The 19,736-nt window shown below is 71.7% G+C and carries 17 protein-coding genes; 9 read left to right on the top strand and 8 right to left on the bottom strand.

The window, feature by feature from the left end:
• Positions 1–23 precede the first annotated feature (23 nt).
• From ACWD4J_RS35560 to ACWD4J_RS35520, 9 genes are all read left to right on the top strand, one after another.
• Entirely contained in the window at positions 24–791 is a 768-nt protein-coding gene (locus ACWD4J_RS35560; RefSeq protein WP_451399637.1) for an SDR family NAD(P)-dependent oxidoreductase, read from the top strand.
• A 98-nt stretch (positions 792–889) separates the two neighbouring features.
• On the top strand, positions 890–2,353 hold the full coding sequence (locus tag ACWD4J_RS35555) for an aldehyde dehydrogenase family protein (protein ID WP_451399636.1): 1,464 nt from the start codon (positions 890–892) through the stop codon (positions 2,351–2,353).
• Positions 2,350–3,558 (top strand): CaiB/BaiF CoA transferase family protein, encoded by a 1,209-nt coding sequence (locus tag ACWD4J_RS35550; protein WP_451399635.1) that lies wholly within the window; start codon positions 2,350–2,352, stop codon positions 3,556–3,558. Before ACWD4J_RS35555 ends, ACWD4J_RS35550 begins: the two co-directional genes overlap by 4 nt.
• Positions 3,559–3,719: 161 nt before the next feature.
• A complete protein-coding gene (locus ACWD4J_RS35545) occupies positions 3,720–5,285 on the top strand; it encodes an AMP-binding protein (protein WP_451399634.1) in 1,566 nt (521 codons plus the stop codon).
• Between the two features lie 35 nt (positions 5,286–5,320).
• Positions 5,321–6,754 (top strand): FadD3 family acyl-CoA ligase, encoded by a 1,434-nt coding sequence (locus tag ACWD4J_RS35540; RefSeq protein ID WP_451399633.1) that lies wholly within the window; start codon positions 5,321–5,323, stop codon positions 6,752–6,754.
• A gap of 32 nt (positions 6,755–6,786) precedes the next feature.
• Positions 6,787–8,379 carry a methylmalonyl-CoA mutase family protein gene (locus tag ACWD4J_RS35535; protein ID WP_451399632.1) on the top strand — a complete coding sequence of 531 codons (1,593 nt, stop codon included), beginning with the start codon at positions 6,787–6,789 and terminating at the stop codon, positions 8,377–8,379.
• Positions 8,379–8,813: a cobalamin B12-binding domain-containing protein gene (locus tag ACWD4J_RS35530; protein ID WP_451399631.1), complete on the top strand. Its 435-nt coding sequence runs from the start codon at positions 8,379–8,381 to the stop codon at positions 8,811–8,813. Before ACWD4J_RS35535 ends, ACWD4J_RS35530 begins: the two co-directional genes overlap by 1 nt.
• Before the next feature lie 8 nt (positions 8,814–8,821).
• Positions 8,822–9,778, top strand: a complete 957-nt coding sequence (locus ACWD4J_RS35525) for a TIGR03564 family F420-dependent LLM class oxidoreductase (RefSeq protein ID WP_451399630.1) — start codon at positions 8,822–8,824, stop codon at positions 9,776–9,778.
• Complete coding sequence (locus ACWD4J_RS35520) at positions 9,775–10,863, top strand: CaiB/BaiF CoA transferase family protein (protein WP_451399629.1); 1,089 nt, start codon at positions 9,775–9,777, stop codon at positions 10,861–10,863. Before ACWD4J_RS35525 ends, ACWD4J_RS35520 begins: the two co-directional genes overlap by 4 nt.
• A gap of 31 nt (positions 10,864–10,894) precedes the next feature.
• Here ACWD4J_RS35520 and ACWD4J_RS35515 read toward each other — a convergent pair whose 3' ends face one another.
• The 8 genes from ACWD4J_RS35515 to ACWD4J_RS35480 all read right to left on the bottom strand — a co-directional run bounded on the left by ACWD4J_RS35515 (position 10,895) and on the right by ACWD4J_RS35480 (position 19,710).
• Positions 10,895–11,656 carry an SDR family NAD(P)-dependent oxidoreductase gene (locus ACWD4J_RS35515; protein WP_451399628.1) on the bottom strand — a complete coding sequence of 254 codons (762 nt, stop codon included), beginning with the start codon at positions 11,654–11,656 and terminating at the stop codon, positions 10,895–10,897.
• A 68-nt stretch (positions 11,657–11,724) separates the two neighbouring features.
• Complete coding sequence (locus tag ACWD4J_RS35510) at positions 11,725–12,495, bottom strand: SDR family NAD(P)-dependent oxidoreductase (protein ID WP_451399627.1); 771 nt, start codon at positions 12,493–12,495, stop codon at positions 11,725–11,727.
• Positions 12,496–12,521: 26 nt separating this feature from the next.
• Positions 12,522–13,670 carry an acyl-CoA dehydrogenase family protein gene (locus tag ACWD4J_RS35505; protein WP_451399626.1) on the bottom strand — a complete coding sequence of 383 codons (1,149 nt, stop codon included), beginning with the start codon at positions 13,668–13,670 and terminating at the stop codon, positions 12,522–12,524.
• Positions 13,671–13,697: 27 nt separating this feature from the next.
• On the bottom strand, positions 13,698–14,843 hold the full coding sequence (locus ACWD4J_RS35500) for a thiolase family protein (protein ID WP_451399625.1): 1,146 nt from the start codon (positions 14,841–14,843) through the stop codon (positions 13,698–13,700).
• A complete protein-coding gene (locus ACWD4J_RS35495) occupies positions 14,836–15,657 on the bottom strand; it encodes an enoyl-CoA hydratase/isomerase family protein (RefSeq protein WP_451399624.1) in 822 nt (273 codons plus the stop codon). The genes ACWD4J_RS35500 and ACWD4J_RS35495 overlap by 8 nt, the downstream gene beginning before the upstream one ends.
• Positions 15,654–16,892 carry a CaiB/BaiF CoA transferase family protein gene (locus ACWD4J_RS35490; protein ID WP_451399623.1) on the bottom strand — a complete coding sequence of 413 codons (1,239 nt, stop codon included), beginning with the start codon at positions 16,890–16,892 and terminating at the stop codon, positions 15,654–15,656. Before ACWD4J_RS35490 ends, ACWD4J_RS35495 begins: the two co-directional genes overlap by 4 nt.
• Positions 16,893–16,929: 37 nt before the next feature.
• Positions 16,930–18,516, bottom strand: a complete 1,587-nt coding sequence (locus ACWD4J_RS35485) for a FadD3 family acyl-CoA ligase (RefSeq protein WP_451399622.1) — start codon at positions 18,514–18,516, stop codon at positions 16,930–16,932.
• A gap of 54 nt (positions 18,517–18,570) precedes the next feature.
• The gene (locus tag ACWD4J_RS35480; protein ID WP_451399621.1) at positions 18,571–19,710 is read right to left on the bottom strand and encodes an acyl-CoA dehydrogenase family protein; all 1,140 of its coding nucleotides are present in this window, start codon (positions 19,708–19,710) and stop codon (positions 18,571–18,573) included.
• Positions 19,711–19,736: the final 26 nt, after the last annotated feature.

Here is a 19,736-nt window from a genome sequence, read left to right as displayed (position 1 = left end):
TTTCCAGGTGGGAGCATCGGGCCGTGGACACCTTCGCCGCACTGCATGACCTGACCGGGCGGACCGCCGTGGTGACCGGTGGTTCCCGGGGGATCGGGCGGGCCATCGCCCAGGCCCTCGCCGAGGCCGGTGCCGATGTCGTGATCGCCTCGCGCAAGCGGGAGTCGTGCGAGACGGCGGCCGCCGAGATCCACCAGGCCACGGGCCGGCGCGCACTCGCCGTCCCCTGCCACGTGGGCCACTGGGACGACTGCGACCGGCTGATCGCGGAGACCCTCGATGCGTTCGGGCGGCTCGACGTGTTCGTCAACAACGCCGGAATGTCACCGCCGTACAAGAGCCTCGACACGATCACCGAGGAGCTCTACGACAAGACCTTCGGTGTGAACCTGAAGGGGCCCTTCCGGCTCGCTGTGCTGGCCGCCACCCACATGGTGGAGAACGGCGGCGGCTCCGTCATCAACGTCGGCACCGCGGGCTCGCTCGTGGCGAGCGTCCATGAACTGCCGTATGCGTGCGCCAAGGCGGGGCTCAACGCGCTGACCGTGGGGCTCGCGGAGGCGTACGCGCCGAAGGTGCGCGTCAACGCGATCCTGCCCGGCCCGTTCCTCACCGACATCTCCCGCGGCTGGGCCCCTGAGGACCCGGACGACGCCCCGTTCGTGCCGCTGGGCCGCATGGGCCGCCCCGAGGAGGTCGCCCCGCTGGCGGTGCATCTCGCCTCGGACGCCTCCAGCTTCACCACCGGCGCGATCATCCGCGTGGACGGCGGCATCACCCGCAAGGTCTGACCCCGCGAGGGCCGTTCACGTACCGCAAAGAATTCGACCGTAAAGAGTCCGACCGCAAAGAATCCGATTTCCGGCAACGACGCAGGAGCGGAATGCCCGTGACCGATCAGAACCAGGCCACACCGGACAGGCGGCTGCTGATAGACGGCCGACTGGTAGGGACCCCGACGACGTTCGCCTCCGTCAACCCGGCCACCGGCGACATCGTCGGGCACGCCCCGGACGCGGGCCCCGCCGAGGCAGAGGCGGCAGTCGCCGCCGCCCGCCGCGCCTTCGACACCACGGCATGGGCCACCGACCGGGACCTGAGGGCCCGATGCCTCGACCAGCTCCACCAGGCCCTCGTCGACCACAAGGAGGAGCTGCGGGAGCTCACCATCGCCGAGGTCGGCGCGCCCCACCGGCTCACCCTCGGCGCGCAGTTGGAGGAGCCCATCGCCACCGTTCGCTGGTACGCGGACCTGCTGCCGGATTTCCCGCTCACCCAGGACCTCGGCATCGTGGAATCCCGGGGCGCGCGCCACCGCCGCTGGATCGAGAAGGAGCCCGCCGGCGTCGTCTCCGCGATCATCCCGTACAACTACCCGAACCAGATCGCCCTGGCGAAGATCGCCCCCGCCCTCGCCGCCGGCTGCACCGTCGTCCTCAAGGGCGCCCCGGACACACCGCTGATCACCCTCGCCCTCGGCGAACTCATCGCGGAGCACACCGACATCCCGCCCGGCGTCGTCAACATCCTGTCGTCGTCCGGCGCGGCGGCCGGCGAGGTGATGACCAGCCACCCGGACGTCGACATGGTCACCTTCACCGGCTCCACCGCCACCGGCCGCCGCATCATGGCCGCCGCCGCGCAGACCGTGAAGAAGGTGTTCCTGGAACTCGGCGGGAAGTCCGCCATGGTCCTCCTCGACGACGCCGACTTCGCGGCCGCCTCCATGCTCGCCGGGTTCATGACGTGCAGCCACGCCGGGCAGGGCTGCGCCATCACCACGCGCCTCCTCGTCCCCCGCGCACGGCACGACGAGACCGCCGAGCGGGTCGCGGGCGCCCTCGCCCACATCCCGTACGGCGACCCGGCCGACCCGGACACGTACATGGGGCCGCTCATCAGCGAACGGCAGCGCGACAAGGTGGACGCCATGGTGCAGCGCGCGGTCGCCGACGGCGCCAAGCTGGTGTGCGGCGGCGAGCGCGTCGACCCGGGCTTCTACTACAAGCCGACGCTGCTCGCGGGCGTCGACCCGGACAGCGAGATCGCGCAGGAGGAGGTCTTCGGGCCGGTCCTCAGCCTCATCCCGTACGAGGACGAGGACGACGCCGTGCGGATCGCCAACAACTCGGCGTACGGCCTGTCGGGAGCCGTGTTCAGCGCCTCGCAGGAGCGGGCGATCGCCGTGGCGCGGCGGATCCGCAGCGGCACGTTCAGTATCAACGGCGGCAGCTACTTCGCACCCGACGCGCCGTTCGGCGGCTACAAGCAGTCCGGCATCGGCCGGGAGTACGGCACGGCCGGCCTGGAGGAGTTCCTGGAGACTAAGACGTTCGGGGTGGTGGCACAGTGAGGCCTCTGGAGGGGATCCGCGTCGTCGAGGCGGCCATGTACGGTTTCGTGCCCTCGGCGGGTGCGGTGCTGGCCGAGTGGGGTGCCGACGTCATCAAGATCGAACATGCCGTCACCGGCGACCCGCAGCGCGGGCTGCGCCGCACCGGCACCTTCGTCATCGAGGACGGCGAACCCAACCCGAACATCGCGCACGCCAACCGCGGCAAACGCAGCATCGGCCTCGACATCTCCAAGCCGGAGGGCCTGGAGGTGCTGCACGAACTGGTCAGGGACGCCGACGTCTTCCTCACCAGCTTCCTGCCGTCCGCCCGGCGCCGGTTCCGGATCGACGTCGAGCACATCCGGGCCGTGAACCCGAAGATCGTGTACGCGCGGGGCAGCGCCCTCGGGCCGCGCGGACCGGAGGCCGAGAAGGGCGGATACGACATGACCGCCTTCTGGGCCCGCGCCTCCACCGCGGCCTGCATCACCCCGGAGGGCACCGACGGCATCCTCTCCGCCCCGGTGCCCGCGTACGGCGACACGATCTCCGGCACCAACCTGGCCGGCGGTGTCGCGGCCGCGCTGCTGAAACGGGAGCGTACGGGCGAGCCGTCCGTCGTGGACGTCTCCCTGCTCGGCAGCGGCGTGTGGGCGATGGGCCACGGCATCGCGCTGGCGCGGCTGAAGAAGAAGCCGTTCGTGATGGCCCCGCCCGGCGAACAGCGTGCCTACGCCAACCCGCTCAGCATGCTGTACCGCACGGCCGACGGCCGGCACATCTCGCTCGTGATGCTGCAGCCCACCCGCTTCTGGGCGGATGTGTGCCGGCACGTCGGGCTCGACCACCTGGTCGACGACCCCCGGTTCGCCACCGCCGACTCGATCGCCGAGCACAGCGAGGAGGCCGTGGCCGCGCTGCGGGAGGCCTTCGCCGGCCGCCCCCTCGCCGAGTGGACGCGGCGCCTCGCCACCCTGTCCGGGCCGTGGGCCCCCGTCCAGGACTCCGTCCAGGTCGGCGACGACCCGCAGGTGCTGGCCAACGGCTATCTGCGGCGCGTCGGCGCCCTCGAACTCGCGACCGGGCCCGTGCAGTTCGAGACCGAGGCGCCGGACCCGACACCGGCCCCCGAGTTCGCCGCCCAGACCGAAGAAGTCCTGCTGGAGCTGGGATACGACTGGGACCGCATCCTCGCCCTCAAGGCGGCCGGCGCGGTCACCTGACGACGCGGCACACATCTGTTCACGACCACAGCGGCGGTGTGGGGCTGCCTGCGCGCAGGACCCGCACCGCCGGCTCCGTCATGGGTCCGCAACCTGGCCCGGCGGCCATGGGAGTCGGCCCGAAGGGCCGAAGTTCTCGTCCGACAGCGAGGGGTTTTGTCATGCGTACGATCCCGTCCGAGCTGGTCAAGCGCTACGAGGCGGAAGGCTGGTGGACCCGGGAGACGATCGGCGATCTGCTGGCGCGGGGTCTGCGGGCGGCCCCCGAGACGGAGTTCCGGGTGCACTCGGAGGTGCGGCCCTGGGCCGGGACCTTCGCCGACGTGGAGGTGATGGCGCGCAGGCTCGCCGCGGGCCTGCGCGAGCGCGGCGTCGGTCCCGGGGACACCGTGGCCCTGCAGCTGCCCAACTGGGTGGAGGCAGCCGCGGTGTTCTGGGCCTCCGCGTTCCTCGGCGCGGTCGTCGTGCCCATCGTCCACTTCTACGGGCCCAAGGAAGTCGGATACATCGTGCAGGCCACCCGGCCCCGCGTCTTCGTCGGGGCCGAGCGCTTCGGGCGCCTGGAGTTCCAGGCCGAGCTGTGCGAGGACGTACCCGTGGTGGGCGTCGTGGGACGCGCCACGCGGCGCCGGCCGCACATCGAATGCTTCGAGGACCTGCTCGCCGACGAGCCGCTGGCCGGTCTGCTCCCCGTCGACCCCGCCTCGCCCGCGCTGATCGCCTTCACCTCGGGCACCACCCGCGATCCGAAGGGGGTCGTGCACAGCCACCAGACCCTCGGGTTCGAGACCCGCCAGCTGGCCGGCAGCTACCCGCCCGACCGCGGGCGGCAGTTCACCGTCGCGCCTGTCGGCCACTTCATCGGCATGATCAACGCCTTCCTCATACCGGTACTCGACGGTACGCCCGTCAACCTCGGCGACACCTGGAACCCGGCGCAGGCGCTCGCCCTGATGCAGACCGAGGGACTCGTCGTCGGCGGCGGCGCCCCGTACTACATGACGAGCCTGCTGGACCACCCGGACTGCACCCCGAGGCACGTGGCGCACATGAAGTACGCGGGCCTCGGCGGGGCGGCGGTCCCGTCGGCCGTGACCACCCGGCTGGAGAGCCTCGGCATCTCGGCCTTCCGCGCCTACGGCAGCACCGAGCACCCCTCGGTGACCAGCTCGGCGTACGACGCTCCCGCGGCCAAACGGCTGTACACGGACGGAAACCTGCTGCCGGGCGCGGAGATCCGGCTCGAGGAGGACGGCGAGATCCTCACCCGGGGCCCGGATCTGTGCCTCGGCTATACGGACCCGGCGCTCACCGCCAAGGCATTCGACGACGAGGGCTGGTACCGCACCGGCGACGTCGGGGTGCTCGACGAGGACGGCTACCTCACCATCACCGACCGCAAGGCCGACGTCATCATCCGCGGTGGCGAGAACATCAGCGCCGTCGAGGTCGAGGAGGTGCTGCTCGCCATGGAGGCGGTCGCGGAGGCCGCGGTGGTCGCCGCACCGGATCCGCGTCTGGGTGAACACGCAGCCGCCGTGGTGCGGTTGAGGGCCGGGCACGGGCTTCCGTCGATGGAGGAGATGCGCGCCCACTTCCAGCGCGCGGGCCTCGCACGGCAGAAGTGGCCGGAAGAGCTGCACGCCGTCGACGACTTCCCGCGCACGCCCAGCGGCAAGGTCAAAAAGTTCCTTCTCCGCAAGGATATTGCGACAGCTCAATGGTGAGAATAAGATTCTCCTATTCGACTAGGGAGGATCTCATGTCATCGCGCTGGCGGAGTATCCCCGAGCTGGTGCTGAGCGCGGCCGACCGCTTCGGCGACGCCGAAGCCGTGGTGGACGGCTCGCTCCGCCTCACCTTCACCGAGCTCGCCGACCGGGTGCGCCGGGCCGCGGGGGCCTTCGCGTCGGCGGGCGTGGAGAAGGGCGACCGGGTCGCCGTGTGGGCCCCCAACTCGGCCGAGTGGATCGTCGCCGCGTTCGGCCTGCTCACCGCGGGCGGGGTGCTCGTACCGGTCAACACCCGGTTCCAGGACGAGGAGGCGCACGACATCGTGCGACGCAGCGGAGCCAAGGCGCTGCTCGTCCAGAACGGCTTCCTGGACCGCGAGTTCACCGGTCCGCCCGGCGTCCCCGTGATCGACATCAAGTCGGGCTTCCTCGCCTCGGGCGCACCCCTGCAGCGCGAGGTCGACGGTGACGACCTGTCCGACATCGTCTTCACATCCGGGACCACCGGCCGCCCCAAGGGCGTCATGATGACGCACGACCAGACCCTTCGTGCATACGCCGAGTGGTGCGACCTGGCCGGGCTGCGCCAGGGCGACCGCTACCTGATCGTCAACCCGTTCTTCCACATCTTCGGCTACAAGGCCGGCTGCGTCGCATCGCTGATCCGCGGCGCGACCATCCTGCCCGTCGCCGTCTTCGACGTGGACCGGGTCCTCGACCTGGTGGAGAAGGAGCGGGTGACGGTGCTGCCAGGACCGCCCACCCTCTACCACTCGCTGCTCGAAGCCGGCGGCGGACGGGACCTGTCCTCGTTGCGCGTCGCCGTCACCGGCTCCGCCGACATCCCCGTGGAGCTGGTTCGCCGCGTCGTCACCGAGCTGCCCTTCCAGACCCTGATGACCGGGTACGGACTGACCGAGGCGGGCACCGTCACCGCGTCCCGGCCGGGGGACCCCTTCGAGGCGATCGCGACGACGGTGGGCACCGCATGTGAGGGATTCGAGGTCCGCGTCGCCGACGACGGCGAGGTGCTCGTGCGTGGGTACGGCGTGATGCGCGGCTACCTCGACGACCCCGAAGCCACCGCCGAGGCCGTCGACGCGGACGGCTGGCTGCACACCGGCGACCTCGGGGAGCTGGACGACGAGGGCAGACTGCGGATCGTCGGCCGCAAGAAGGACATGTTCATCGTCGGCGGCTTCAACGCCTACCCGGCCGAGATCGAGGGCTTCCTGCTCGAGCACCCCGCCGTCGCCCAGGTCGCCGTCGTCGGCGTACCCGACGAACGGATGGGCCAGGTCGGCAAGGCCTTCGTGGTGCCGCGCGGCGAGGTCACCGCCGAGGAGCTCACCGCCTGGAGCCGCAAGCGGATGGCCGGGTTCAAGGTCCCCCGGTACGTGGAGTTCCGCACGGAGCTGCCGCTGACCGCCACCGGAAAGGTGCTGAAGGAGCAGCTGCGCTGACCGCGCCCCTACCCCCAAGGAACCGCAACGCCATGAGCGACGACTCCGACGACTCCGAGGTCCGCACCTCCTCCGGCATCCCGGTGAAGCCGGTGTACACCGCGGCCGACCGGCCCGCCGAGCCACCGGACCCCGGCAGCTTCCCCTTCACCCGCGGCAACTACCCCTCCGGCTACCGGGGCCGGCTGTGGACCCTGCGTCAGTACTCCGGGTTCGGCACCGCCGAGGAGTCCAACCGCCGCTACCGCTACCTGCTCGACCAGGGCGGCACCGGCCTGTCCGTGGCCCTGGACCTGCCCACCCAGTGCGGCTACGACTCCGACGACCCCGAGGTCGGCGAGGAGGTGGGCCGGGTCGGCGTCGCCGTCGACACGCTCGCCGACGCCGAGATCCTCTTCGACTCGATTCCGCTCGACAAGATCAGCACCAGCTTCACCATCAACGGCACGGCGGCCGTCCTGCTCGCGCTCTACGTGGCCGCCGCCGAGCGCCGCGGCATCCCCCGCGCCAAGCTCACCGGCACCATCCAGAACGACATCCTCAAGGAGTACGCCTCGCGCGGCACCTGGATCTGGCCGCCCGAGCCCTCGCTGCGGCTGATCGCCGACACCATCGAGTTCTGCGCCGACCAGGTGCCCCGCTTCAACGCGATCTCGGTGGCCGGCGCCCACTTCCGCGACGCCGGCGCCAACGCCGTCCAGGAGATGGCCTTCACCCTCGCCGACGGCGTCACGTACTGCGAGACCGTGCTCGAGCGCGGGCGGATGACCATCGACCAGTTCGCCCCGCAGATCTCCTTCTTCTTCTACACGCACGGGGATTTCTTCGAGGAGGTCGCCAAGTACCGGGCGGGACGCAGGCGCTGGGCGACGCTCGTCAAGGAGCGGTTCAAGGCGAAGACCGACAAGGCGTGCATGTTCCGCTTCGGCTGCGTGGCCGGCGGAGCGTCCCTGTACGCGCCGCAGGCCCGCAACAACACCGTGCGTGTGGCGTACGAGGCGCTGGCCTCCGTCCTCGGCGGTGTGCAGTCGATGTTCACCGCAGCCTGGGACGAGCCGTTCGCGCTGCCCAGCGAGGAGTCGGCGACGCTGGCGCTGCGCACCCAGCAGATACTCGCGTACGAAACCGGTGTCACCCGCGTCGCCGACCCGCTCGGCGGCTCCTACTTCGTGGAGGCGCTCACCGACGCGACCGAGGAGCGCATCGTGCAGATCATGGACGACCTGGAGCGGCACGGCGGCATGGTCCGTGCCATCGAGGACGGATACCTGCAGGGCCTCATCGCCGACGAGGCCTACCGGACCCACTGGGACACCGAGTCAGGCGCCCGGCCCGTCATCGGCGTCAACCGCTTCACCTCCGACGACCCGCCACCGGACCTCGCCACGTACGAACTGGACGGCGAGGGCCGGGAGCGGCAGCTCAAGCGTCTGGCCCGGGTCAAGGCGGAACGCAGCACGGCCGACGCACGCGCCCGCCTCGCGGACCTGAAGCGCGCCGCGGAAGGCTCCACGAACCTCATGGAGCCGCTGATCGACTGCGCCCTCGCCTACTGCACGGTGGGGGAGATGTCCGACGCGCTGCGCGCGGTGTGGGGCGAGTTCCAGCAGCCGGTGGTGTTCTGATGCCGGCCCGTGTACGTGTACTCGTCGCCAAGCCGGGCCTCGACGGCCACGACCGGGGAGCGAAGATCGTCGCACGGGCGCTGCGCGACGCCGGGTTCGAGGTGGTCTTCACCGGCATCCGCCGCCGCGTCGACGACATCGTGGCCACCGCGGTCCAGGAGGATGTCGCCCTCGTCGGCCTCAGCATCCTGTCGGGCGCACACCTCGCACTCACGCGCCGCACTGTCGAGGCGCTCCGGGCGGCCGGCGCGGACGACATCGGCGTCGTCGTGGGCGGCACCATCCCGGCGGCCGACGTGCCGCGGTTGCAGGCGGCCGGGGCGGCCGCCGTGTATCCGACCGGCACCCCGCTGGACGAGATCGTCGCCGACATCCGCAAGCTCACCGCCCCTGCCCCTGCCTCTGCTTCTCCTTCTGCCTCTGCTTCTGACTAGGGACTCTTATGCGTATCGGAGTGATGAGCGGCCCCGAGCGGGGCGACAGCGCGCGCAAGGCGGCCCGCATGGTCGACGACGCGACGTGGGCGGAGGAGGCCGGGTTCGACACCGTGTGGGTGCCGCAGGTGCCCACCGACTTCGACGCCCTCACGGCCATCGCCCTCATGGGCACGGCGACGTCGCGGATCGAGATCGGCACGGCGGTCGTCCCCGTGCACGCCCAGCACCCCATCGCCCTGGCACGGCAGGCGCTCTCCGTGCACGCGGCGGTCGGGGGGCGGCTGGCGCTCGGCGTCGGGGCGTCCCACCACTGGATCGTCCGCGACATGCTGGGCCTGCCGTACGAGAAGCCCGCCGCGTACACCCGCGACTACCTCGAGGTGCTCGACTCTGCGCTGACCGGCACGGGTTCGGTGGACGTGGAGAACGAGACCTTCATCGTGCACAACCCGCTGGGCCTCGCCCCCGTGGCGCCGATGCCGGTCCTCATGGCCGCGCTCGGCCCGGTGATGCTGAAGATCGCCGGTGAACGGTCGGACGGCACCATCCTGTGGATGGCCGACGAGCGGGCGGTGGCCGAGCACGTCGTCCCGCGCATCACCAAGGCAGCCGAGAGCGCAGGGCGCCCGGCTCCGCGCATCGTCGCGGGCATCCCGGTCTGCCTGTGCGCACCCTCCCAGGTCGATGAGGCCCGCGAGCGCGCCAACCGCATCCTCGGTGAGGCCGAGATCTCCCCCAACTACCAGCGGCTGCTGGAGTACGGCGAAGCCCGCGACGTGGGCGACCTGTGCGCGGCCGGAGACGAGGCGGCGATCGCGGCCCGCTTCAAGCGGTTCGCGGACGCGGGCGTGACGGACCTGTCGGTGCGGCTGCTGCCGATCGGCGAGGGCCGGGACGCGTTGGTCGCCTCCAAGCTGCGCACCCGCGAGGTGGTTGCGGGCATTGCTGCGGAGTTCCGGTGACCGGCGCCGGGGAGGCGGGCCGGGGCGTCCGGCCGACTGCGGGTGCGGGCCCGCTCGCCGGCCTCCGTGTCCTGGAGGTCGGGCACATCCTCGCGGGCCCCTACGCCACGATGCTCCTCGCCGACCTCGGCGCCGAGGTCACCAAGGTGGAGCCGCCCGGCGGCGACCTGTCCCGCCAGGTCTCCGACTCCTACTTCGCCAGCCTCAACCGCGGCAAGCGCTCGGTCCGCCTCGACCTGACGACCCCGGCCGGGCAGGACCGCCTGCACGCGCTCGTCCGGGAATCGCACGCGCTGCTCGTGAACCTCAAGCCGTCCGCCATCCGCCGCTTCGGCCTCACCTACGAGGCACTGCGGCCGTACAACGAGCGCCTGGTGTGCGTGGCGCTCACCGGCTGGGGCATGGACGCGGGCGACGAGCCCGCCTTCGACTACGTGGTCCAGGCCGCCACCGGCATCGCCGCCATGACCGGAGAACCCGACGGCCCGCCCCTCCTCCCCGGCTACTCGTCCGCCGACAACTCCGCGGGCCTGACCGCCGCCCTCGGTCTGCTCGCCCATGTCCACTCCGGACGTGGTGGCCAGGTCGAGGTGTCCTTGCGTGACGTGATGCTCTCCCAGCTCAACTACCGTGCCGCCGCCTGGCTCAACGAGGGCACACCACCCCGGCGGCTGCCCGGCGGGGCGCACTCCTTCTACACACCGGCCCAGCTCTTCCCCACCGGTGAGGGGCACTTGGCACTGTTCGTCACCCACGACGCCTTCTGGCGCGCCTTCGCCGCCGAGGCGGGCATCGACGAACCCGCCTTCGCGGCGATGGCGCAGCGGGCCGCGCGCCGCGAGGAGGTGGTCGCGGCCGTCACCAAGGCGCTCGCCGCCGACACCGCCACGGGGTGGGAGGCCCGCCTGCGCCCGCTCCGGATCCCGGCGGCGGCCGTATGCACCCTCCCCGAGGCGCTCGCCGCGGCCCCCGACGCGGTGATCGAGGCCGGCGAGTTCCGCCTCGTCGGCAGCCCGATCCGGGTGGCGGGCCACGAGCCGTCGTACGGGTCGCCGCCGCGCCTGGGGGAGCACGGCGGCGGCTGAGGGGCAGAGAGGCACCGCTGACAAAGGCGGATCAGCGCAGAACCGTGCCCCCGTCGACGTTCATGATCTGGCCGTTGACCCAGCTGCCTTCGTCGGAGAGCAGAAAAGCCACCGTGCCGGCGACGTCCCCGGGCCGGCCGTGGCGGGTGCTGCGCGTGCGGGCGAGCATGGCCTGCAGCCTGTCGGCCGGCAGCCCGTCCCGGATCTCGTCGGTCAGGATGAGGCCGGGAGCGACGGCGTTGGCACGGATGCCCTCCGTACCCCAGCGGGAGGCGACGTGCCGGACGAGCGCGTTGATACCGGCCTTGGTCACGGCGTAGGTGGGCCGCTGGGGTTCGCCCCTGAACGCCGCGATGGAGGACGTGTAGACGACGGCGCCGCCTCCCCGGGCGAGGAGCGCGGGGACGGCGTGACGGGTGACCAGCATGTGGCCGCGCAGGTTGACGGCGATGAGGCGGTCCCATATCGCGAGGTCGATGTCCACGACGTCGGTGTCCTGGGAGACCGCGCGCATGTCGCCGGCGTTGATGTGCACGGCGTCGAGGCCGCCGAAGATCCGCACCGCGGACGAGACCAGGGACGCCACCGAGGTGTCGTCGGAGATGTCGAACTGCACGGCGGCCGCCTGGCCGCCGGCGTCGTGGACGGCCGCCGCGGTCCGCTCGGCTCCGGCGAGGTCGAGATCGCCGACCACGACCTTCGCGCCCTCCTGCGCCAGCCGCAGCGCCGAGGCGGCACCGAGCCCGGTGGCGGCACCGGCGACCAGGACGACCTTGTCCTTCAGACCTTCCATGGCTTCCTCTCCGTAGGCGCTGCTCCGAGCGCCCCTTGACGCATGGATCGCGGCTGGATTGCGGTACCTCACACGCTGTAGCCGCCATCGACGCCGAGGGCCTGCCCGGTGATGAACCCGGCGCGGTCCGAGGCGAGGAACGCGACCGCTTCGGCGATGTCCTGGGCATGGCCGAAGCGGCGCATGGGGATGTTGCGGCGGGTGACCGCCAGCGCCGCTTCGTCGAGTTCGCCGGAATCGATCAGGCGCCCCGCGATGCCGTCGGTCAGCATGCCTGGCGCGACGCAGTTCACGCGGACGCCGAAACGGCCCTCCTCGGCGGCCAGCCCCCGGGCGACCGCCTCGACCGCGCCTTTCACGCCCGATGAGAGCCCGTCGCGTACCGGGAACCGGCGGGTGGCCACGGTCGTGACGGCGACGATGTTGCCCCGGCTCTCCCGCAGCAAGGGCAGCGCGGGGTGCACCAGGTTGAAGAACGCCACGGCGTCCGCCTCGAGCTGGGCGCGGTACTGGGCCGGCGTCACCTTGCTCAGATGCACCATCGGCACGTGCGGGCCCGCCGCGTAGACCAGCGTGTGCAGACCGCCCCGTGCACCTGCCTCGCGGATCGCCGCTGCCGCGTCCACCTCTTCACTCAGGTCGGCCCGTACACAGCCGACGTGAGCCCCGTCCCTTGCCGCCTCGGTAACCAGGTCGCGCGCGGCCGCCTCGCTGGTGCGGTAGGTGAACACCACATCGCAGCCGCGACGTGCGAGGGTGCGTACGATCGCCGCGCCGATGCCGCCGGTACCACCCGCCACCAGTGCAACACCTTTGCGGTCGGCGAAGTCGCCGGTCACATGTGCCTGCTCCACCGGCAAACTCCCTACAGTCCGAGTGACTTGGCGATGATGACCTTCATGACCTCGCTCGTCCCCGCGTAGATGCGGGTGATGCGCGCATCCGCGTACAGCCGCGCGATCGGGTACTCCCGCATGTACCCGTAGCCGCCGAAGAGCTGCAGGCAGCGGTCCACGGACCGGGCCTGCATCTCCGTGCAGAACAGCTTCACCTTGGCGGCGTCGGAGCCCGACAGCCTGCCCTCGACCAGTTCGCGGACCGATCGGTCGAGCATCGCCTGCGCCGCCTCCACCTCCGCGGCGACCGCCGCCAGCTCGAACTTCGTGTTCTGGAAGGAGGCGAGCGGCTTGCCGAACACCGTACGGTCCTTGACGTAAGCGATCGTCGTGTCCAGGGCGGCCTGAGCCTGTGCCACCGAGCCCACCGCTACGGTCATCCGCTCCTGCGGGAGGTTGTGGCCTAGGTAGGAGAAGGCCTCGCCCTCCTCGCCCAGCCGGTTCGCCTCCGGCACCCGCACGTCGTCGAAGGCGAGCTCGACGGTGTCCTGCACCTTGATGCCGATCTTGTCGAGGACGCGGCCGCGGCTGAAGCCGGGCATGCCGTTCTCGACGACCAGCAGGGTCAGCCCGGCCCGCCGGTCGTCCGGGTCGTGCGACGTCCGCGCCACCACGATCACCAGGTCGGCCAGCAGCCCGCCCGTGATGAACGTCTTGGCCCCGTTCACCACGTAGTGGTCGCCGTCGCGCACCGCGGTGGTGCGGATGCCCGCGAGGTCCGAGCCGGTGCCGGGCTCGGTCATGGCGATGGCGGTCAGCAGCGTGCCGGCGGCCAGGCCGGGGAACCAGCGCTCGCGCTGCTCCTTGTCCGCGTACGCGAGGAAGTAGGGGAGGATGACGTCCAGTTGGGTGCGGACGGTGCCCAGGGTGACCAGGCACCGTGCCGCCTCCTCCTGCAGGACGACGTTGTAGCGGTAGTCGTCGAGCCCCGATCCGCCGTACTCCTCCGGGATGGCCAGGCCCGTCACCCCGAGGGAGCCGAGCTGCTCGAAGACCTCGCGCGGTAGCCGCCCGGCTTTCTCCCAGTCCTCGTAGTGCGGCACCACCTCGCGGATGACGAAGTCCCTTACGAGTCCCCGGAACGCCTCGTGGTCGGCGGTGAAGATGTCTCGCTGCACCCGTGCCCCTCCCTGCCTGTGACTCCGTCAGGACGCCAGCTCGACGAGCGTGGCGTTGGCCGTGCCGCCGCCTTCGCACATGGTCTGCAGGCCGTAGCGGATTCCGTGCGCCCGCATGTGGTGGATCATCCGTGTCATGAGGACCGCGCCGGACGCGCCGAGCGGGTGCCCGAGCGCGATCGCCCCGCCCAGCGGATTCACCAGCGCCGGGTCCGCGCCCGTCTCCGCGAGCCAGGCCAGCGGGATCGGCGCGAACGCCTCGTTCACCTCGAACACGCCGACGTCCGCGAGCGGGACGCCTGCCTTGTGCAGGACCTTCTCGGTCGCGGGGATCGGCCCCGTGAGCATCAGCACGGGGTCGGCGCCGGCGACCGCGCCCGCCCGGTAGCGCACCAGCGGCGTGAGGCCCAGCTCGCGCGCCTTCTCAGGGGTCGTGACCAGGAGCGCCGCGGCGCCGTCGGAGATCTGCGAGGCGTTGCCCGCGTGGATCACCCCGTCCTCCTGGAAGGACGGCTTCAGCTTGGCCAGGGTTTCCGCGCTGGTGCCGCGCCGCACGCCTTCGTCGGCCGTCACCTTCGCCCCGTCGACCGGGACGGGGACGATCTCGGCTTCGAACGCTCCGGCGTCCTGGGCGGCGGCGGCCCGCTCGTGGGAGAGCGCCGCGAACTCGTCCAACTGCGTGCGGTCGAAACCCCACTTGCGGGCGATCTTCTCAGCCGAGATCCCCTGGTTGAAGGAGAAGCCGTCGTAGCGGGCCAGCACACGCGGCCCGTACGGCATCCCGCTCTGCCGCGCCGCACCGAGCGGCACCCGGCTCATCGTCTCCACCCCGCCCGCCACCACCACCTCGTACTGCCCGGACAGCACGGCTTGGGCGGCGAAGTCCAGGGCCTGCTGGCTCGAGCCGCACGCCCGGTTGACGGTCGTGCCCGGCACGCTGTCGGGCCAGCCTGCGGCCAGTACCGCGTACCGCCCGATGTTGCTGGACTGGTCGCCGACCTGCGAGACGCAGCCCCAGACCACGTCGTCGACGACGGCCGGGTCGATGCCGGTCCGCGCCACCAGCGCGTTCAGCACCAGCGCCGAAAGGTCCGCGGGGTGCACCCCTGCCAGCCCGCCGTTCCGCTTCCCCACCGGGGTGCGGAGCGCCTCCACCACAACCGCCTCACGCATCGCTGCCTCCTCGTCGGGGACGGTCGCCGGCGGGTACCGCCCAGGCTCCCGTGAATTTCGGCTCGCGCCGGTCCGCGTACGCGGCGTACGCCTCCGCCACGTCACACGTCGCGAAGTTGACGGCCTGGGCGCGCGCCTCGGCGGCGAGGGCGTCCCGTAGCGTCCGGTCGGCGCCCTCGTTGAGCAGGGCCTTGTTCTGCGCCAGGGCCACCGGAGCCCCGCTCGCGAGGCGTGCGCACACGCCGTCCGTGAAGGCGTCCACCTCCTCGTCCGGCACGACCCAGGTCACCAGGTTCAGGGCGCGGGCCTGTTCGGCGTCGAGCGTCTCGGCGAGCAGCGCGAGACGCTTGGCCTGCTGCAGCCCCACCAGCTTGGGCAGCAGCCAGGAGCCGCCCAGATCGAGGGAGAGCCCGCGCCGCGCGAAGATCTGCGAGAACCGCGCGGACGGCGTGGCCACCACCAGGTCGCAACCCAGCGCAAGGTTCCAGCCCGCGCCCACCGCCACGCCGGTCACCTTCGCGACCGTCGGGATCGGCAGCTCGTGCAGCAGCAGGGCGACCTCGCTGAGCGTCCGCATCCGGTACGTGGGGTGCTCGCTGCGCAACCCGCCCGAGATGTCGGCGCCGGAGCAGAACGCCCCGGCCGCGCCCGTCACCACCAGGACCCGTACGTCGCGGTCGTTCCCCGCCGCGGTCAGGGCGTCGCGCAGCGCCCGCCACAGTGCGTCGTCGATCGCGTTGCGGCGGTGCGGCCGGTTCAGGGTGAGGGTGCGCACGCCGTCGCTGTCGTGGGTCAGCAGCACCGCCTCGCTCACCGTGGCTCCTTTCCGAGCGTTCCGGCGGCGCGCAGGGCGGCGATCTCGCCTTCCTCCAAGCCGAGTTCGGCCAGGACGGTTTCCGTATGGCTGCCGAGTTCCGGGACCGCGCCCATCGGAGGCTCGTAACCGGACAGCACGGGCGGCGGCAGCAGTGCCAGCGTCGGCCCGCCCGGCGTGGCGATCTCGCGCCAGCGGTTGCGCGCGGTCAGCTGCGGATGGTCGAGCACCTCGCTCGGGGTGTTGAGCTTGGCGTTTCCGATGCCGGCGGCGTCCGCCGCGGCCTGGACGGCCTTCAGCGTCCGCCCCGCGCACCATGCCGCGATCTCCCGGTCCAGCAGCCCTCGTTGGGCGACCCGGTCCGCGGTCGTGCGCAGCCGCTCGTCGTCCGCCAGGTCGGGGCGCTCCAGCAGCTCGCGGGCGAAACGCTGCCACTCGCGGTCGTTGGTGGTGCCCAGCACCACCGTGTACCCGTCGGCAGTCCCGTACGCCCCGTACGGCGCGACCGCCGGGGACCCCATGCCGACCGGCTGCTGGTCGACGCCGGTGTGCCGGGTGTACGTCAGCGGGTACCCCATCAGCTCGGCCATGGTGTCGAACATGCTCACCGACGCCGTGGCGGGGGAGCGGCGGCGGCCGCGCGCCCGCTCGTGCAGCAGTGCCACGACCGACAGCGCCGCGTACAGGCCGGTGCAGACGTCCGCCGCGGGCGGCCCCGGCTTGGCCGGTGCGCCCGGCAGCCCGGTGATCGCACACGCCCCGGACTCGGCCTGCACCAGCAGGTCGTAGGCCCGCTTGTGGGAGAGGGGACCGCCGGGTCCGTAGCCGTCGATGTCCACACAGATCAGATCGGGGTGACGTATGGTCAGGTCTGCGAAGGAGAGGCCGAGTTTGGCGGCCGCGCCGGGCGCGAGATTCGAGACGAACACGTCGGCGCGGTCCAGCAGCCGGTGGAGCACCTCCGTGCCCGCGGTCGACTTCAGGTCCAGGGTCACCGACTCCTTCCCCCGGTTCACCCACACGAAGTGCGCGGCCAGGCCGTGCACCGCGTCGTCGTAGTACCGCGTGAAGTCGCCGCCGTTCGGGCTCTCGACCTTGATGACCCGCGCCCCCAGATCGCCCAGCGTCCGCGTGCACATCGGGGCCGAGACCGCCTGCTCCAGTGAGACCACGGTGATGCCCGACAGCGGCCCGGCCACGGACTCCTGCGAAGCGCCGCCCTGCGTGCTCGTCACGTTCTTCCTTCCTCCCAGGCGCGCTGAGCCGAAGCCGTCAGCCGTTCGCGAACTGTGCCCTGAGCTGGTCCTTGAGCACCTTCTGGCTGGCGTTGCGCGGCAGTTCGCCGACGATGCGGACGTGGCGCGGCACCTTGAAGTTGGCCATGTGGGTACGCGCCCACGCGATGACGTCCGACTCGGTCGCCGTCGCCTGGTCGCCGGGCTTGAGGACCACGAAGGCGCAGCCGACCTCGCCGAGCCGCTCGTCCGGTACGCCGATGACCGCGGCCTGCTGGACCGGCTCGCAGCCGAGCAGCAGCTTCTCGATCTCGGCGGGGTACGCGTTGAAGCCGCCGACGATGTACATGTCCTTCTTGCGGTCGACGATCGACAGGTTTCCGTCGGCGTCGAGCACGCCGATGTCGCCGGTGTGCAGCCAGCCGTCCGGGCCGATCGCCGCCGCTGTGGCGTCGGGGTCCTCCCAGTAGCCGCGGGTCACGGTGTAGCCGCGTACCTGGATCTCGCCTGCATCACCGGCGGGCAGGGCACGGCCCCGGTCGTCCGCGACGCGCACCTCCACGTCCGGGATCGCGCGTCCCGTGGTACGTGCCACGGTCGGGGCGTCGTCCCCGATCCGGGTGGTCGTCGCCAGGGCCGATGCCTCGGTGAGGCCGTACGCACTCATCACGATGTCGAAGGACAGGTCGTCCTTCATGGCGTGGATCAGCGACTCGGGGATGGTGGTGCCGCCCGTCATGGACACCCGCAGCGAGGACACGTCGTGGTCCGCACGGTTCAGGTGGTTGATCAGGTCCTGGAAGATCGTCGGCGGCCCGAGCAGGATGCTGACCTTCTCCCGGCTGATCAGCTCCAGCGCCTGGCCCGCGTCGAAGAGCCGCATGGGGATCACGGTGACGCCGTGGATCAGCGATGCGAGCCACCCCGCCTTGTAGCCGAAGCAGTGGAAGAACGGCGGGATGACCAGGAACGTGTCGGAGCTTGTGAAGGTGTACTCCTCGGACATCCAGCCGTAGGCGCGCAGCGACTGGCCGTGGGTGAGGATCACGCCCTTGGGGTGGCCGGTGGTGCCTGACGTGAACATCACGTCGGAGATGTCGTCGGGGGTGAGGCGGTCGATGGCCGCGTGCGCCCGGGTGTCGGTCACACCCTCGCCCCGGTCGAGGAAGCCCGGCCAGTCCAGATCCGCCGCCCCCCGCGGGCCGAGGACCGACACGGTGGTGCGCAGCGCGGGCAAGTCCGGGTCCTCCTTGAGCAGCTCGGCGATGTAGTCGGTGCCGAGGAACGACGACGCGAAGAGGGCCTTGGCCTCCGACTTGCGCAGGATGTAGGAGAGTTCGGCCGCCTTGAAGCGGGTGTTGAGGGGGACGACGATGCCCCCGGCGCCCTGGATGGCGAGCGCGGCGACGATCCACTCCGCGGAGTTGGGGGCGCACAGCCCCACCCGGTCGCCGGGCTCGACGCCGAGCGCGAGCGCCGCCCGGACGCCGCGCACCATCTGCCGCTCCAGCTCGCGGAAGCTCCAGCGGACGTCTCCGTCGACGAGGGCCGGCGCGTCGCCGAAGCGCTGGGCGGCGCGCCGTATGACGTGCGGGATGCTGACGTACTCCTGGTCGTATCGCATGGTCGCCTCCGATGGGCTGAACGCTGGGTGCTGCTGACCTGCGAGAAACGGCGGCTATCCGGCCGACGGCAGGCGCAGCAGGCGTTTGGCGATGATGTTCCGCTGGATCTGCGAGGTGCCGCCGTACACGGAGGCGGCCCGGGAGTAGAGGTACTCGCCGAACACCTCGCCGCCCTCGCGGAACAGCTCCTCGGGGAGCACCCTGAGTGCCGTCTCGTACAGCCGCTGCTCGGTGCGGGTCATCAGCAGCTTGTCGACGGACGACTCGGGGCCCGCGCCCTGCCCGGCCAGGCGTTCGGCGGTACGGCGGCGGGCGTGGGCGACCAGCACCTGGTAGTCGGCGACGCACCGGCCGACCGCCGAGGCCAGCCCGTCCGGCAGGTCGTCCCGGCGTTCGTGGAGTTCGTGCCGCAGCCGCTCCAGGAGCAGCCCGTACTTGGAGAGGTGGCCGGTGTCGAGGGCGTTGCGCTCGTAGTTGACGGTGGTCATGGCGAGCGGCCAGCCGTCGCCCTCGGCGCCGATGCGCTCCCCTTCCTCGATCCGCACGTCGTCCAGGAAGAGTTCGCAGAACTCGTCGTCGCCGTTGGCGGCGCGCAGCGGCCGTACGGTGACGCCCTCGCGGTCGAGGGGGAGAACGAAAGCGGAGATGGAGGCGTGCGCGGGTGCGGTGCGGTCGGTGCGGACGAGCAGCAGGCAGTAGCCCGAGTACTGCGCGTAACTCGTCCACAGCTTCTGGCCGCGGACCGTGTAGTGGCCGTCGTGCCGCTCGGCGTACGTGCTCATCCCGGCCAGATCCGAACCGGCGCCCGGCTCGCTGAAGCCCTGGCACCACACGTCGTCGCCGGACAGCATCCGCGGCAGCAGGCGCAGCCGCTGCTCCTCGGAGGCGAACTCCATCAGGGCGTGGGCGAGATAGCCGATGCGCGGGACGCCCGGTGCGCGGCAGGCGCCGAGTTCGTCGCTGACCGCCACCTGGTGCAGCGCGGTCAGGCCGCGCCCGCCGTACCGCTCCGGTACGTCCAGGCCGACCCAGCCACCCGCGTGGAGCTGCCGGTGCCAGCGGTGCAGGAACACCGCCGCAGGCTCGTCCGGCCGCCGCTCGGGCAGCGGGTTCGCGGCCAGCCAGGTGCGGAACTCGCGGCGCAGCTGCTCGAGGTCGGCCGGGTCGCCGAAGTCCAGCGGGTCGTCGGTCACGGTGCCTCCTCGGGCGGTGCCTCCTG

The organism is Streptomyces sp. NPDC002577, from assembly GCF_053594815.1.
This window is presented reverse-complemented; position numbering and strand designations above follow the sequence as displayed.

What these genes read in the sequence shown, in the direction of transcription:
- ACWD4J_RS35515 (WP_451399628.1), bottom strand. Translation starts at nt 11,656, where the DNA reads ATGGAAGGTCTGAAGGACAAGGTCGTCCTGGTCGCCGGTGCCGCCACC.
- ACWD4J_RS35540 (WP_451399633.1), top strand. Translation starts at nt 5,321, where the DNA reads ATGTCATCGCGCTGGCGGAGTATCCCCGAGCTGGTGCTGAGCGCGGCC.
- ACWD4J_RS35545 (WP_451399634.1), top strand. Translation starts at nt 3,720, where the DNA reads ATGCGTACGATCCCGTCCGAGCTGGTCAAGCGCTACGAGGCGGAAGGC.
- ACWD4J_RS35485 (WP_451399622.1), bottom strand. Translation starts at nt 18,516, where the DNA reads ATGCGATACGACCAGGAGTACGTCAGCATCCCGCACGTCATACGGCGC.
- ACWD4J_RS35530 (WP_451399631.1), top strand. Translation starts at nt 8,379, where the DNA reads ATGCCGGCCCGTGTACGTGTACTCGTCGCCAAGCCGGGCCTCGACGGC.
- ACWD4J_RS35525 (WP_451399630.1), top strand. Translation starts at nt 8,822, where the DNA reads ATGCGTATCGGAGTGATGAGCGGCCCCGAGCGGGGCGACAGCGCGCGC.
- ACWD4J_RS35500 (WP_451399625.1), bottom strand. Translation starts at nt 14,843, where the DNA reads ATGCGTGAGGCGGTTGTGGTGGAGGCGCTCCGCACCCCGGTGGGGAAG.
- ACWD4J_RS35535 (WP_451399632.1), top strand. Translation starts at nt 6,787, where the DNA reads ATGAGCGACGACTCCGACGACTCCGAGGTCCGCACCTCCTCCGGCATC.